The organism is Aliivibrio wodanis (genome assembly GCF_052920805.1).
In genome coordinates this window covers 602,338-617,026 of the sequence record NZ_JBREXA010000001.1, presented here as the reverse complement: position 1 = coordinate 617,026, position 14,689 = coordinate 602,338, and the positions used below count along the sequence as shown (strand labels likewise).

The window sequence follows — 14,689 nt, the reverse complement described above, 5'->3', positions numbered from 1 at the left end:
CATTGTAGTTTTTTTGAGACAATTTTTAAAGGAGAGGCTATCAATTGAGGCAGAATAAACGATATAATTAGAGAAAATTTATCTAGGATCATTTTGAGGTATTCATGGCTAGCACTGCAGCAGCGCTACACATTCTTGTTAAGCATAAAGAACAAGCAGAAGATATTATTCAGCAGCTTAAAAAAGGTGCTAAATTTCACGTATTAGCAAAGAAATATTCAAGTTGTCCTTCTGGTAAAAAAGGCGGCGATTTAGGTGAATTTAAGAAAGGTCAAATGGTACCACAGTTTGATAAAGTGTGCTTTAGTGGTGAAACATTGGTCCCACACCTAGTGAAAACTAAATTTGGTTGGCATGTGGTTAAGGTGCTTTACCGCACTTAAGTTATAACCTTAAAAAACAGTATAAATAATAAAAATCCGACGCATAACGTCGGATTTTTATTATTTATAGAATAAAGCCAAGTAGCTTAACGCTCCCAATAGGCTTCTTCTAAGCAATCTTCACGCTCTGGCATTGATTTAGATAAACGTGGAGAGTGTTGAGTTAATACTTCGTAGCTTGCACGGTTTGAGTACTTACAAATTTGAGAGAAAGAAGAGTAAGTTAAATAGTCAGCATCGTGCTTACTTGAGTTTGGTACGTTTTCTTTATGGTAGTGGTTAGCTGCCATATCATGAAGAAGAGCAGATAAAGCTGCATCACCAGCGCCATTGGTGTTTTTAATCTCCATTGGGCCACCCATATAAGGGGCAATGTGAGAAGACACTTTAATTGGCTTAGTACACTGTGCTTTCATCATCGGACGACTGTATTCAAAACGGTTGAATTCAGGAATATTACCCGGAAGAAGTGGCTTATCAGTTTCGCGTTTAATGCTTTCTTCTGTAAAGCCAGCCATGTATAAACCTACTGGACCAGCAGTACAAAGTACTAAATCTACCCATTCTAACGCTTTATCTGCTGCTAGTAGGGGATCTTTCTCACCAGTAAGAGCTTCGGCTTCTTCCTTCGTTCATCGCAACAACGGTTACATTTTCTTTTAGGAACGTTTGCCACCATTCTGCTTTACCTTCAATAACGTACTTAGTGCCTAAAGTAAGAACTACAGGGACGTTATGAGATTTTGCACAATCAATTGCTTTTTGAACTGCATCCATCATAGGATCGCCTTCTTTACCACGAACAAGGTAAGAAGAAATCACTAATGCAGAGGCTTTTTCAAAAATGTGCTCAGGAACGTGAGCAGGGCACAGTTGGTTCATGTCACCTTCATTGATCGCAAACGTACGTTCGCCATCTTCAGAGATCAAGGTGTAACAACGACCGATAGGGCCTTGAACTGGTTGTAGGTGATCTAAGTCCATTCGGCTTGTTGTGTTACATAGGTAACGATAAGCGTAAGAACCGATTTTGATATTTTCACTCATTACACCAAGCAGAATAGACTTGCTGTCTGCGAGAACAGAGTAATTATGAAGGGTGTTACCAATCGTATCGCCAGGATACTCATGACTGATCAAGTTTCTTTCAAACAGTTCTTTATATAAGGCTTCTGCTTTCGATTCTTCAAGAACCAATGAATGACCTTTACTTAATTGGTGGCGCGCTAGGAAATCATCATCAACTTTAGCTTCGATATCGACGATAGTTTGACCAACACCAATAAGGTGGGTGCGCTCAAGCTTAGGGGTTTGTTTGATTTGATTCACTAATGGATCGCGAGTGTGAACAGGAAAATAGTGTTTAGACTTACGTTGGCCAGGAAACTTCATGAATTAAAGATCAGTTAATAAGTGAATTTTCCGAGATTATATCACAAGTTTTTTCATTAACATTCATCAATCGATTAAAAAAATGAGATATAGATCACCCAAGCTTCTCAATCGATTACCGCAAACGTTTACCTTTCTTTAAAAAGTGATTTTACCGGTAGTATGCCAGCCCGTATAAAAAGTGGGTTTTATGTTTTAAATTAGAGTTATATGCTGATTGTGTTCTGAATGTAGGTGAAACGTTCTGTTTGTTGGCTTTTGTTTGCAGATTTATCAATAGTATCATAAAAAAAATGAATTATCAGGCTTGCAGAATAAGTTTCCGGCCCTATAATACTGAAAACCGGAGCGCCTGCCAGCGCCCCGGTTTTTTTGTGCCTGCCATCTTGGTTTGTTAACTGCCTTCTGCCAAAGGCAACAAGAGATAGTAGAGCCATTATCGATAATACGAGGAATTTATCATGCGTATCGAACAAGAATTAAAGTTAGGCTTCAAAGATGTACTATTTCGTCCTAAGCGTTCAACACTGAAAAGTCGCTCTCAAGTCGAATTAACCCGCGATTTTACATTTAAACACAGTGGTCGTCAATGGTCTGGTACACCTGTAATTGCAGCTAATATGGATTCTGTTGGTAGCTTTGCTATGGCAAAAGCACTTTCTGAGCACGGTGTAATGACTGCGATTCATAAGCACTATACGGTTGAAGATTGGGCTGGTTTTGTAAAAGAGAACGATGCATCTGTTCTTAAAAATGCAATGGTTTCTACTGGTACTTCTGACGCTGATTTCCAAAAGACAAAAGACATCATGGCATTAACTGATGACTTGATCTTTATTTGTGTTGATATCGCAAACGGTTATTCTGAGCATTTAGTTCAATACGTAGAAAAAGTACGTGCACAATTCCCAGACAAAGTAATTTCTGCTGGTAACGTTGTTACTGGTGATATGGTTGAAGAGCTTATCCTAGCTGGTGCAGATATCGTTAAAGTAGGTATCGGCCCTGGTTCTGTATGTACTACACGTGTTAAAACAGGTGTTGGTTACCCACAACTTTCTGCAATCATTGAATGTGCGGACGCAGCACACGGCCTTGGTGGTCGTATCATTGGTGACGGCGGTTGTTCATGTGCTGGTGACGTTTCTAAAGCGTTCGGCGGCGGTGCTGATTTCGTAATGCTTGGCGGTATGCTAGCAGGTCATGAAGAGTCAGGCGGCGAAGTTATCGAGCAAGACGGTAAGCAATTCATGAAATTCTACGGAATGTCTTCACAAAGCGCGATGGACAAGCACTCAGGTGGTGTTGCTAAGTACCGTGCAGCTGAAGGAAAAACCGTACTATTACCATTCCGTGGTTCAGTTCATACAACGATTTCTGACATCCTTGGCGGTGTACGTTCAACTTGTACATACGTAGGCGCGGCGCAGCTTAAAGAGCTAACTAAGCGTACTACTTTCATCCGAGTACAAGAGCAAGAGAACAACGTTTACGGTAAAGAGTGATAACTCGATACCTCGGAAAAACCGAATAATGAAAGGTCGCATTTAGCGGCCTTTTTTTTGGCCTAAAAATGAAAAATGGCGACAAAGTGGCGACAGTTATTTTGTTTTTATCTTCTGGTTAAAAGTGAATATGCACTCTTTAATCATAAAAGTGCATAAACTATAAATTTGAGAGAGGGTTCTTTGCTATCGCATCAGTTAGGTGATCAGGTGCAAAATGAGCATAACGCATGGTCATTTGGATATCTGCATGACCAAGAATGTCACGTAAAACTAATATGTTTCCACCGTTCATCATAAAGTGACTTGCAAAAGAATGGCGTAAAACGTGAGAGGCTTGACCAGCTGGTAAATCAATACCTATTTTATGCTTTAAAATGTAGCAAAAAGGGGTATAGCACTCTTCAAATAGCTTACCCGATGTTGGTTTATGGATTTCGTTATACAACTCTTCAGTGATGGGAACAGAGCGAATTTTCTTATTCTTTGTATTGGTATAAGTGATCTTGAATTTAGAAAGTTGATTACCAGTTAATTGTGCTGCTTCATTCCAACGCGCACCAGTAGCTAAACACACCTTTACTATCTTCAGCATATCTTGGCGTTTGTGTTCAGATACTTTTTCAAGAAGTAGGGCGATCTCTTCTTTTGCTAAAAAGCTCATTGGTCTTTCGTGATCACGAAATGGCTTAATGCTTTCTAATGGGTTTGGACCTTTCCATTCGCCCAGGTTCTTTAAGTTTTTCAAATACCGCTTTAAAACGTGCCAATTCAGAATTTAATGTTGAAATACTTGGTGCGCCTTTTTGCCATTTACTATCTACAAAGATAATTTCACCAGCCATACGTTTACTTTCGCGGCCAGTAGGGTAGCACTCACATAATCAAGGTTTCTTTGAATTGTCTTTTAAATTGCGGATAGCCATGAAAATACCTTTATACTGTTTTTATATAGAGTGTGAAGGTGAGCAGTGAAAAGCAATGTTTAACATCATGATTATTAAACAAGAAATAGTGCAGTATATAGAAATATAAGCTAAGATGATGCGATCATTTAGGAGGTGGTATTTGCGCAATAACAATAACAATAAAAGTAAAAAAGTTCTTTTGGCTAGAGCTTCTAGAAAAAATTATCATTCTAACTTAGCTCGCTGTGAAAGAGATGGTGCTGCTCGTAAAAACTCTTATGCAAAGAAAAAACCGCCCAAAAAACCTAAGTATAAACAAGTACTTAAGGTTATTGCTCCTAACCTTATATGTATATATAAGAAGCAGAATCATATAAAGACGATGCACTTTATTGAAGATCTAGAAGAAAAAACTAGGGCATCAAAAGGGGCCGTGGTTTGTATTTGCTTTAGGAATTCTGGAGCCATAACTGCTGGAGCTTGTGCATTATTACTTGCAACTGTTGATAAGTTAAAATCTCAATATCCAGAAACTAAATATAAAGTGATTTATCCACCTACAGTGCCCTATATTCAAAATGGTAATAATGGTATATCAGTTGTTTCAAGTGTACTTAGCCAAGTTGGTTTTTTTAAACTGATTGGAGTCGCTAGCCCTAAGTATAAGAAATTAAATCATGTTGATTGCTGGCAAGTTACATCCGGAGAGTCGGTTGAAAGTGCTGTTCTTGGAGAGATGCTTCAATCATTACCTAAAGAAGTTGTAAGTAAGGGTGAATTATATCGCCCAGCTTTAGAAGCAATGTGCAATAGTGTTGAACATGGGTATGATGATAAATTCTGTAATGATACAAAGAAAACTTATAAGAAATGGTGGTCTTTATCAGCAGTTGTTGATGGCCACTTAGTTGTAATAGTATGTGACTTAGGTGTCGGAATTCCTTATACTCTACCAAGGACACAATCACCTAGTATGATTACTCGTTTAGGGAATCGACTAGAACGAACATTTACGAAAGATTCTGATTATATTCAAGCATCTCTGTTTGTGAAAAAGACAAGAACAGCTGAAGAATTTAGAGGTAAAGGTGGTCAAGATTTAAGGGCCATTGTTGAATGTACACCTAATTCAACGCTGCAAGTGCTTTCAAATAGAGGTACTTATACTTTTAAAACATCTTCAGATACAGCAAAGACACAAGAACGGAGCTTTGATAATGACGTGTCAATTAAAGGCACTGTTACGGGTTGGAGTATAAAGTTAAACGATGGTACAACTAAATGACTAAAACTATAAACGTTCAAGATTTTTCAGCTTTCCCTGGTCCAAGATTTATTAAACTTGGTGACTACAGTGGTGAAGAATTTCGAGATACTATTCTTATTCCTGCTTTGGCAGAAAATGATGTAATAGTTAATTTAGATGGAGTTTTTGGCTTTGGTTCTTCTTTTTTAGAAGAAGTTTTTGGTGGATTGATTAGAGCTAAAATCAGTAGAGACAAAGTTTTATTTGTAAGAAATAATTTAATTTCTGAAGATGATCCGAGTTTAATTTTAGAAATTCATGAATATATTGATGATGCTTTAGGGAAAAGCTAAGTGCCTGATGATTTTGATATTACAAAGATTATTATAGCAGTTATCAATGTTATCGTTGCTGTTAGTGGCTGGCTATATGCTAGTCGCTCACAAGACCAACGGACAAAGAGTCAAGCAAAGAATTCTGAAGTTAATCGCTTGATCGATAAGATTGAAGATGTATTTGATGAGTTAATGATCCATATTAGTGATGAGTGGCTAACGGATGAAGCAATTACAGACAGTTATCAAAAAAGAGTTGCCTTAATATCAAAAATTAATTTTTTGATAAAAAGGATTAGAAAAGTTGACTCATCTTACCCTTCGGTAGATCCCATACTTATGAGAGATCTACGCCAGTTATTAACTAATGATCAAAATACGAATCTTCGAAAGAAAAATATTACAGCAGGTCGAATTATTGGATTATCTGAAAAATTTTTAGATAAATATGATAAAAAATTCTAATTTTTTTATATCACTTAATTACTTCTCTCGACAAATGACCATAGAGTGTCGCAGAGAGCTTCAAGCTCTGGAGTTCGCTCCCAGTCTTTATCTTCTTGCATGATAAAAACAGCAGTATTGTAGTGGTCAAGTAAAACTGGCCACCGTTTTATATTCTAACCAATATTGTTGCTCTGCAAGGTTAGGTGGTAATCCATCATTGTGCTGATGAGGCCTGATATTACTGAAGTAACCAATTATATATTTGGTTATTGAATGTTTTGCTTCAGCAAAACTTTTATATCCATTCTTAGGAACCCATTCACTTTTTAAACTTCTAAAGAATCTTTCCATTGGACTATTATCCCAGCAATTACCACGACGACTCATGCTTTGAGTTATTTGATATTGCCATAATTTTTGCCTGAACTTTAAACTTGTATAGTGGCAACCTTGATCGCTATGGAACATGACATTTGATGGTTTTCCTCGTAATTCATACGCTATTGAAAGTGCTTTCGCTGTAAGGTTACTATCAGGTGAAAGTGACAATGACCAACCAATCGGTTTTCGTGAAAATAGGTCAATAACAACAGCTAAATAAGCCCACCTTGTACCAATCCAAATGTAAGTGACATCACCACACCAAATTTGATTTGGTTGCTTAACGTCAAATTGTCGTTTCAATAAATTAGGGGCAATAATACTCTCATGATCCGCTTTCTTATAATTATGCTTCGGTATTTGCGTGCTTACTAAATTAAGCAATTTCATTAACTTAGTCGCACGATAGCGGCTAAGTGGTATCCCTCTTTGGGATACCATTTTTGCTATACTTCTCGCCCCAGCAGAGCCATTACTAATGCGATGTACTTCTTTAACTTCTGAGTATAGCTCTAATAATTCACCGTCAATATTTCTTGGTTTTGCCTTCCAATACTTATAACTACTCCGATGAATACCAAAGGTTTCACAAAGAATGCTTATACTGTGGCTCTGCCTGAGTTTATCTATTAATGCGAATTGTTCAGTGAGTCTGACATCAACAGAGCCGTAGCCTTTTTTAGTATTTCATTATGCTCCTCGAGACGAGCAAGTTTCTTTTTTAACTCGCGAATTTCTATTTGTTCGGGAGTGATGGGAGATGCCGCTGGCATCACTCCACTTAACTCATCTTTTAGCTGCTGAACCCACTTAGTCATCGCGGATTTACTTACGTTCATAACCTGGGAAGCTTCAGTAATTGAGTATCCTTGCTCAATGACTAACTGAGCGGCTTCTAACTTGTATGTTGCGCTATAGTTCTTTCTTGGACGTTTTGTCATTATGTACACCTATTTAATTCTGAAATGATTATATCATTTCTAATTAGGTGGCCAAATTCACTATGCCACTACATATCACAAAACTTCACTTTATCTTTAATTGCCCCTGAATCAGTTTCAAAGAATTTACGTTCATCTTTTATATCGGAAGAACGAACCACCATAGTATCTAAAATTTTACCTATATCTTGTTCTTTTTCTTCAAGTGCTTTTTCTGGAAGATCATGAAATGAGATGTCACGGTTTTTGTTAGCATTAATAAGTATTCAGTAACCCAAAAGGATACCACCATGAATAACCCTTTGTCATTTCAAGTCGTTGTTCCAGTTCCATTTATGACGTATCAGGAGTATTCCAAATATTCTGAAATTACTGTTCGTACGCTTAAAAACTAGCAACGATAAGGATTATTTATCATTAAGAAATAAAAAAGCCTCGTGAAACTCTATTAGCAAATTTGATTGAAATGCAGCTTTAATCTTCCTGCGACATAAAACAAAAAAAGCCAGCAATTGAAGTGACCCCGTTAAGTTGGACATTTTAGTTAAGCGGCTTGTAAGGCCTGGTTTCGATATTCTATCGGAGTCAGGCCTTTTAGTTTTACCTTAATCCGCTTCGTATTGTAATACTCGATATATTCTTCGATCTTTTCTATTAACTCATCTGCATCCTTGAAGATGTATCCATGATACATTTCAGTTTTAAGTAAACCAAAGAAATTTTCAGCTACTGCATTATCTAAGCAGTTTCCTTTTCTAGACATACTTTGTTGAAGCCTATGCTTTACAAGTTCCTGTTGATAAGTCTTATGTCGATATTGCCAACCTTGATCACTGTGTAAAATTGGCTTCGAGCCCTTACTTAGTTTGCCTATTGCTTCTTTAAGCATATCCGTGACTAGCGGTAAACGTGCATTCTTTGTCACTTTATAAGCGATAACTTCTTGATTGAATAAATCAACCACTGGCGATAGGTAAACTTTTTGTCCGTTAACTTTAAATTCTGTTACATCGGTTACCCATTTCTCATCTGGTTTCGTAGCACTAAAATCCCTTTCAAGTACATTTGGGACTGATTTACCCACCTCTCCTCGATAAGAACGATATTTTTTGGGTCTTACTATAGATTTTAGGTTTAGTTGCGCCATCAGCCTTTGTACTGTTTTATGATTCAGCTCTACACCTTTTCTTCGCATAGCTAAATGGATCCGTCGATAGCCATAACGTCCTTTATGTTCATGGTAGATAGACTCAATCATCTCTAACTCATGCTCATAAGTATCAGGCCTTCTACTTATTTGAGCCTGATAATAGAAGACACTTTTTGCCAAACTGGTGATACGAAGTAAATATTTTAAAGGGTAATTAGCTTTGAGAGCTAAAACAATTAACGCTTTTTCTTTGTTTGTTGGCGTTTTTTCTGTTTCAGCTCTTCGAACTTTTTTAGAACAGCATTCTCTGTTCGTAAATAACTTAACTCTTCTCTTAGCTCTTCAATGGTCATTTCGTCATCTGATTTTTGTGTAGTATTGGATAATGATTTCATTGAAGGCCTTCCTATATTGCTATTCTTGAGTCCCTTAAACCCCGCTTCATTATATGTTTTAAGCCAGACTGATAGCGTGCCAGGGGAGGATAAGTTTAATACTGCACTAGTGTGAGTGAGAGACCAACTGTTAGTCCACATTAATTTCAATGCTTGTAATTTTGTTTTGGCATTATCGGCATGTGTAGTTGGTAAAAATGAGTTTTTACCATGGATAGAAAATACTTGAGTCCAATATCGTATCTGACGAGCAGATATCGAATATTCTTTAGATAATTGAATTGATGTACGACTAACTAAGCACTGCTTAGCAATAATTAGTTTTAGCTCACGACTATATTTGGACATAAAAAAGACCCTCAGTAATTGGTTGTCCAATTATTGGGGGTCAGTTCAAATTAAGCTGGCTTTGTTCATTGCGTGATTATTTTCAGGTTCTAAAAATTAGTACACGTTTTTAACTGGTAGCTTACGAAGTGTATCGTAGTGCTCGCCAACCATATTTGTGTAATCACCTGAAAGGTATGCTTTAATCATTCCATGAGAAAGGCTCCATGCAAATTTATTTGACGCATCTGCATTAGTGTAGCCGTTATAGAAATCATAACTAACAGCAAGTAGTGTCGTATCTAAACCAGCGTTTACATATGCCATAGTATAATCAATAATATTAATTACATCACTAGTTTGGTGAACCTTACCATTATTGTAAGTTACCGTACCGCTTACGCTATCATAAACAACACCATCTTGAGCTAATACACCACTAATTACGATATTAAACTCATCATTACTTAAGCCATCGCTTACATCTACTGCTCCTGAGGTTAATTGTGCTTTATATGAATTTACAATAACTTCAACTAAAGGAGCATCAAGAGCTAGGATTGGTGTATGGAACGTAGACTTATAGCCTGCAACAGGTTGCCATGCGACTAAGATACTATCAAGAGCGTCACTAGTTGTGTTATCTAGTGCTACTTTTGCATCATATCCATCACTAGTAAACAACTTAGAAGCAACACGATTTGCTAGTACATTATCTTTATTGATTTTGTAGCTAATACCCTCTAAAGAAACGTTGAATGCATCTCCTTGTAATAGGTTATAACGGTCAAGTTGCTTAGATAAGCTGTTTCTTTGCTTCAGTGCTGTTTCAGCAAAAATGTAATCTGCCGTTACCATTTGCTTTGTACCCATTGATAAGATCATGTTTGACATGTCTGTACGTGCTGATGTAGTTAAACCATAAAAGTTTAAGATACCTCGTGGCAGTGGTGGCAATGCCTCAACCAGTTGAGTGACATGTAAGTTTACATCAATCGTTGGTTCATAAGCTGCACCTGTGCTGTCTACAAAATCTACAGCATTAACAAGTGGCTCTTTGGCAACTAAATGAGCCATGATTGCATCGTATTCTGCCTTCACACCCGGTAAGTCTAGTAGTGAAGCAAACGCGCCTTCATCTGTGTAACGTAATGAATAACGACGAGCTAACTGGTAACTTGCCAAGCCTTTATCAGGCCACATACCAAGTATCGAAACTGCATTTGAGTATGGGTTTGCAGGGTCAAATGAGCCTACTGAGTTTAAGAACTTAGAGTTAATTGAGCTTGCGTGGATAGCAGTAGCTCCGTGTAATGATTCGATAATTGGTTTTGCTACATCATCAAAACAATCAGCACGTGTAATATCGTAATCACTTGGGATCTTATAGCTTTGAGCACTTAACGTCTCACCAAGAGAAATACTACGCATTGCACCAGTTCGGTCAGTAATAATACACTGAGATTCAGGAGTTCTTAAAACATCTAAGAAAAACTCTGATGCTTTTTTAGAGCCATACGCATAATCACATAACCATGAATTACTCGCCGTTAATTCGCGATCTTCAGAGTAAACACAAGTACTTGGGTTTGAAGCTATTTGATGTAAGAACTCAGTTGGTTTATCTGATGAAGAGGCATCACCATAGTCATGGAACAACTGATCAATACGCTCATTATCTTCAATCATGTCACGAATCGTATTCATTTCTCTGAATCGACGAATGATATATGAAGGGTAATCAGAGTTGTAAGTACCGTCACGGTATAATCCCGCATTTCTAGAGTCGTAACTGTCAAGATACTGCTGCCATTTATAGGTTGCAATTTCTTGTAGGTTAGTCCCTTCATCAAAACGGTTACAATCACTGTTTAAAGAAACGTTACCATCGGTACAGAAACCATAAGCTTTACGAGTAAAACCAAGAATGTCATCTAGATAGTAAAGTACACCGTGTTCAGCAAGAGGATCACCATTAAGTGCCGCTGTATCTAAACGAGAGAAGTCACAAGTATAGTTTGATTGACCTGTTGGCTGCCCTTGGTCATCAAGTACTGGTGATTGCTCAGCACAAACCATAAGAGATTCGTTTTCTGCTGTTGCTCCATATTTGCTGTAGAATGAATCAGCATAAGCGGCTTCACCACCTTCAGCTGCTTGCTGTTCGGTACTCATAGGTGAAGCTTCAACAAGATCAAGTTTACGAGCGTAAGCAAATTTAAATGCAGCTAGATCGTATAGGCCCCATGTTGGGATCTCATCAAGCATGCTTGGTGCGTAATCCATTGTTGAGCTATATGCAGGAACATTACTTAATCCAAGAAGTTTAGATTGCTCTTTTGATAAGTAGTTATCAATATCATTTGAGCCTTTAAAGTTATGACGTAAACCTACGTTATGACCAAGTTCGTGAACTAGTGTATTTGCATAAGTTGTTACTGTAATCGCATCTGCTGCAATAGCTTGTAGGTTATCAGGCAGTAGAGCCCATGGTTTTAGCGTTTTTGTGACTACTCCTGTTTCAGGATCGGTAATGTTTGTGAAGTAACCTTCATCAGTCAGTGGTAAGTTGTCAATTACCGCTTTACTTGATGAAGACACCCACGATGCTTCGATAGGGTAGACGTTATTTTCACTCCAGAAAGCGATACGTTCTTCTTCAGCACGTACAATTTCTTCTAATCCCATTTCATCATGCACATCACCAAGTTGTGTTGGTGCTGTTTTCAATTTATTTTGTAGACTTTGTTGTGCTAAAAATTGAACTACATCTTGCTCGCTTACAGAGGTCGTTGCATGATTATGCTCAGAGTGATTCGCTTGTAGATTTTCAGATACATTCTTATTGGTTTGTAGCTCTACACGAGAAGCTACACTTGGAGTAGCGTCAGAATCAAGACCGTTAAGCTCTAGTTGACCACGGTTGTATAAACGAGCCATGTTGTCCCAATAATAAGGAACACCAGTACGGGCAACCCCTGCGTATTGGTTTACGTGCGCTTTGATGATTTCCCCAGTAACAGGGCTCGCAATAGATGGCCCATAACCTAATAAACCATTATCTAGAGGCTCATCAACAAGGTTGATTACGTTATAGCGCAAATCACCGGCATGGATACCAAGGGCTTCGCTTTTATTCGCAATCTCTAACATAGGTTTACTTGAATTAGGCTCAAGTAAGCGCAATGTATCGTTCATTTTGTTGATTGTATTAATCGTTGAGTCTAAGAAGAGCTTATTTTTCTCTTCAAAAAAGTTATCTGACAAGTAGTATTTGATTGTTTCTTTATTTGGATTAAAACGATTTAAATAGGTAACTGAATCATACTTGTTAGTAATTGGATCTTTTTTCTTTGTTGTCGTCGTGAAGAAACCGATATCATTTTCATCATTAACAGGATATAAAATTGGTTGATAATCTTCAGATGCTAAATGACTTTCATGAACCAATGAGTAGAAGAAGCGAGCTTTAAATGAGCCTTTCGCCATCTCTTCTTCCATTGCAGACCAATCCATATAGCGTGATAGCTTATCAAAGTCGATTGCAAAGGTTTGCTCTAATTCAAAGTTCAAAACACCGCTAACAGGATCGAAATCCCATGAGATAACTTCTGGATCCCCTTGAGGGTTTAGACCATCTTTTGTTCCGTATAATTCATCCCAATTTAGGTCACTAACAAGAGTTGATGCTGGATCTGGAGTGAAGTGAGTATTCTGTCTAAAGGTAGTATTATCAAGGTTTGGATCAGAATCTTTTTCTTCAACATTTGTACAGTCGCCGTAGCTATCTTCACGACACTGGTATTTTGCGTAGCTACCAGGAATAGTCATTACGTGGGGGAAGTTTACCTGATCATCAGAGCCTATGTTGTTTTCATCTTGAGGTAAACAGAAACCTTGCTTGTCTTTTGGAAGTACTAGCTCAGGGTTATTATTATCATAACCACGAACCTCTAGCCCCTCATTAGAGAAACATAATTCAACGTAGCGTCCCATGCCCTGTAGAAATGGAAATTGGGTAACGGCAAAGCGAGGTGCTGCACCTGTAGTTGGTGCATAAAACCAACGTCCATCAAGGCGAAGATCTTGAACCTGAACTTCCGTAAGGTCCTTATCCAGAGCATCATACTCTTGTTCATCTGGCGCACAGCCAGCTAAAGTAGCGGTAATCGCCGCGGCTAAAGAAAGTTTTCTAAATATCATATTGTTCACATCCTGTTGTTCTACTTATGTAGATTAGTATTTTTTATATCCCTAAAAGGAGTAAGTCATGCCAAGTGAATAGGTTGCTTTCGCATCATCAAAGAGATCGAAGCTTCCTAATGTGCCTTGGGCTGCATCTGTGTAAAGACCTGATGTTGCAAGTGTTAATGAAATAGAGAGTGCATCACTTAGGTTATAGCCTGAGCTAAGGCTGCCTCCGTAACTGTATCCATCTGCCCAACGGTTGTTATAATTTACGGTTGTTCCACCTAATGCTGATGCAGAGAAGAATGCATCACCATAAGAATAGTTAGCAGCAAGGAGAAGAGAGAGACCCCACGAGGTATTGACATTACCTGATGGTGAAGTCGTATATTCATGAAAGTTTTTTCTTATTCTTGGTGCGACGGTAATGCCGACATCAGCAAGTTTGAACGAGATTGGAGTTTGTACCCGAAATGCTGTGTTTAAATGAGCGTCTTGTGATGACTCTGATGTAGGTAATGAGAATTGCCCACTGATTGATACTTTCCCAGTTTCACCAAAAGTAAATAATGATGAACGCGATAAACCTACAACAGTGTCTGTAGAGTAAAAGCCTTCTGCTCTTTGTAAGGTACGATAACCCCCGGTGCTCGCATAAAGGGAGTAGTTATCAGCAATAGAGTAATAGAGAGAACCATGCGTAGAGATCGCTCGGCTTGAACGATAATCTGATGATGAGAAAAAGTTACTATCATAACCAAGAGATAATGAGCCACTCCAATTACTCTCGATTTCTGTGTCACTATTTTCTGTTGCTTCTATTTTTTCTACTGCTTCTGTATCACTATTGTCTTCTGCGTGCGCATATTGTGCTAGTGCAAAAGTACAAGCAATAAAGCTAGATAGCATTGACTTTGTAAATGTTCTGGTACGCATAAATGACTTCCATGTTAATGGTAAATACTCATCATGAGCAAGATAGCGTTCTTTTTATTATTCGTCACAATATTGACGTTGCAACATATTTGTAACCTTTGATGCAATTCTCTGCAATAGTTTATAGTTCTGTTGATAGTTTGGTTTTAAATTGT

The 14,689-nt window shown here is 37.9% G+C and carries 9 protein-coding genes and 3 pseudogenes; 5 read left to right on the top strand and 7 right to left on the bottom strand.

Annotated elements, in window-relative coordinates:
• Positions 1 to 104: 104 nt before the first annotated feature.
• The gene (locus ACU5DF_RS03025) at positions 105 to 383 is read left to right on the top strand and encodes a peptidylprolyl isomerase (RefSeq protein ID WP_045103769.1); all 279 of its coding nucleotides are present in this window, start codon (positions 105 to 107) and stop codon (positions 381 to 383) included.
• Positions 384 to 469: 86 nt separating this feature from the next.
• On the opposite strand, the pseudogene ACU5DF_RS03020 reads toward ACU5DF_RS03025, so the two are convergent.
• A pseudogene (locus tag ACU5DF_RS03020) lies at positions 470 to 1,775 on the bottom strand (inosine/guanosine kinase).
• Between the two features lie 461 nt (positions 1,776 to 2,236).
• On the opposite strand from ACU5DF_RS03020, the gene ACU5DF_RS03015 reads away from it, so the two are divergent.
• Entirely contained in the window at positions 2,237 to 3,280 is a 1,044-nt protein-coding gene (locus tag ACU5DF_RS03015) for a GMP reductase (RefSeq protein WP_446711715.1), read from the top strand.
• 160 nt (positions 3,281 to 3,440) lie between these two features.
• On the opposite strand, the pseudogene ACU5DF_RS03010 reads toward ACU5DF_RS03015, so the two are convergent.
• Positions 3,441 to 4,134, bottom strand: a pseudogene (locus ACU5DF_RS03010) (phage integrase); the annotation flags it as partial.
• Positions 4,135 to 4,348: 214 nt separating this feature from the next.
• Between ACU5DF_RS03010 and ACU5DF_RS03005 the strand changes: the two are divergent.
• From ACU5DF_RS03005 to ACU5DF_RS02995, 3 genes are read left to right on the top strand one after another with little or no spacing between them, the layout of a single operon-like run.
• On the top strand, positions 4,349 to 5,473 hold the full coding sequence (locus ACU5DF_RS03005) for a hypothetical protein (RefSeq protein ID WP_446711714.1): 1,125 nt from the start codon (positions 4,349 to 4,351) through the stop codon (positions 5,471 to 5,473).
• Positions 5,470 to 5,787: an STAS-like domain-containing protein gene (locus tag ACU5DF_RS03000; protein WP_446711713.1), complete on the top strand. Its 318-nt coding sequence runs from the start codon at positions 5,470 to 5,472 to the stop codon at positions 5,785 to 5,787. Before ACU5DF_RS03005 ends, ACU5DF_RS03000 begins: the two co-directional genes overlap by 4 nt.
• Positions 5,788 to 6,234, top strand: coding sequence for a hypothetical protein (locus tag ACU5DF_RS02995; RefSeq protein ID WP_446711712.1), 447 nt, complete (start codon positions 5,788 to 5,790; stop codon positions 6,232 to 6,234). It begins immediately after the preceding gene.
• Positions 6,235 to 6,360: 126 nt separating this feature from the next.
• On the opposite strand, the gene ACU5DF_RS02990 is transcribed toward ACU5DF_RS02995, so the two are convergent.
• From ACU5DF_RS02990 to ACU5DF_RS02970, 5 genes and pseudogenes are all read right to left on the bottom strand, one after another.
• Positions 6,361 to 7,538, bottom strand: a protein-coding gene (locus ACU5DF_RS02990; RefSeq protein ID WP_446711485.1) for an IS3 family transposase whose coding sequence is annotated in 2 segments (ribosomal slippage) — positions 6,361 to 7,271 and positions 7,271 to 7,538 — 1,179 coding nt in all. Because the reading frame shifts where the segments join, the coding sequence is not laid out codon by codon here.
• Between the two features lie 544 nt (positions 7,539 to 8,082).
• A pseudogene (locus ACU5DF_RS02985) lies at positions 8,083 to 8,961 on the bottom strand (IS3 family transposase); the annotation flags it as partial.
• Positions 8,925 to 9,431, bottom strand: coding sequence for a helix-turn-helix domain-containing protein (locus tag ACU5DF_RS02980; RefSeq protein ID WP_446711711.1), 507 nt, complete (start codon positions 9,429 to 9,431; stop codon positions 8,925 to 8,927). The gene ACU5DF_RS02980 and the pseudogene ACU5DF_RS02985, both read right to left, overlap by 37 nt.
• Before the next feature lie 96 nt (positions 9,432 to 9,527).
• Positions 9,528 to 13,613 carry a zinc metalloprotease gene (locus tag ACU5DF_RS02975; protein WP_446711710.1) on the bottom strand — a complete coding sequence of 1,362 codons (4,086 nt, stop codon included), beginning with the start codon at positions 13,611 to 13,613 and terminating at the stop codon, positions 9,528 to 9,530.
• A 51-nt stretch (positions 13,614 to 13,664) separates the two neighbouring features.
• A complete protein-coding gene (locus ACU5DF_RS02970; protein WP_446711709.1) occupies positions 13,665 to 14,534 on the bottom strand; it encodes a hypothetical protein in 870 nt (289 codons plus the stop codon).
• Positions 14,535 to 14,689 lie beyond the last annotated feature (155 nt).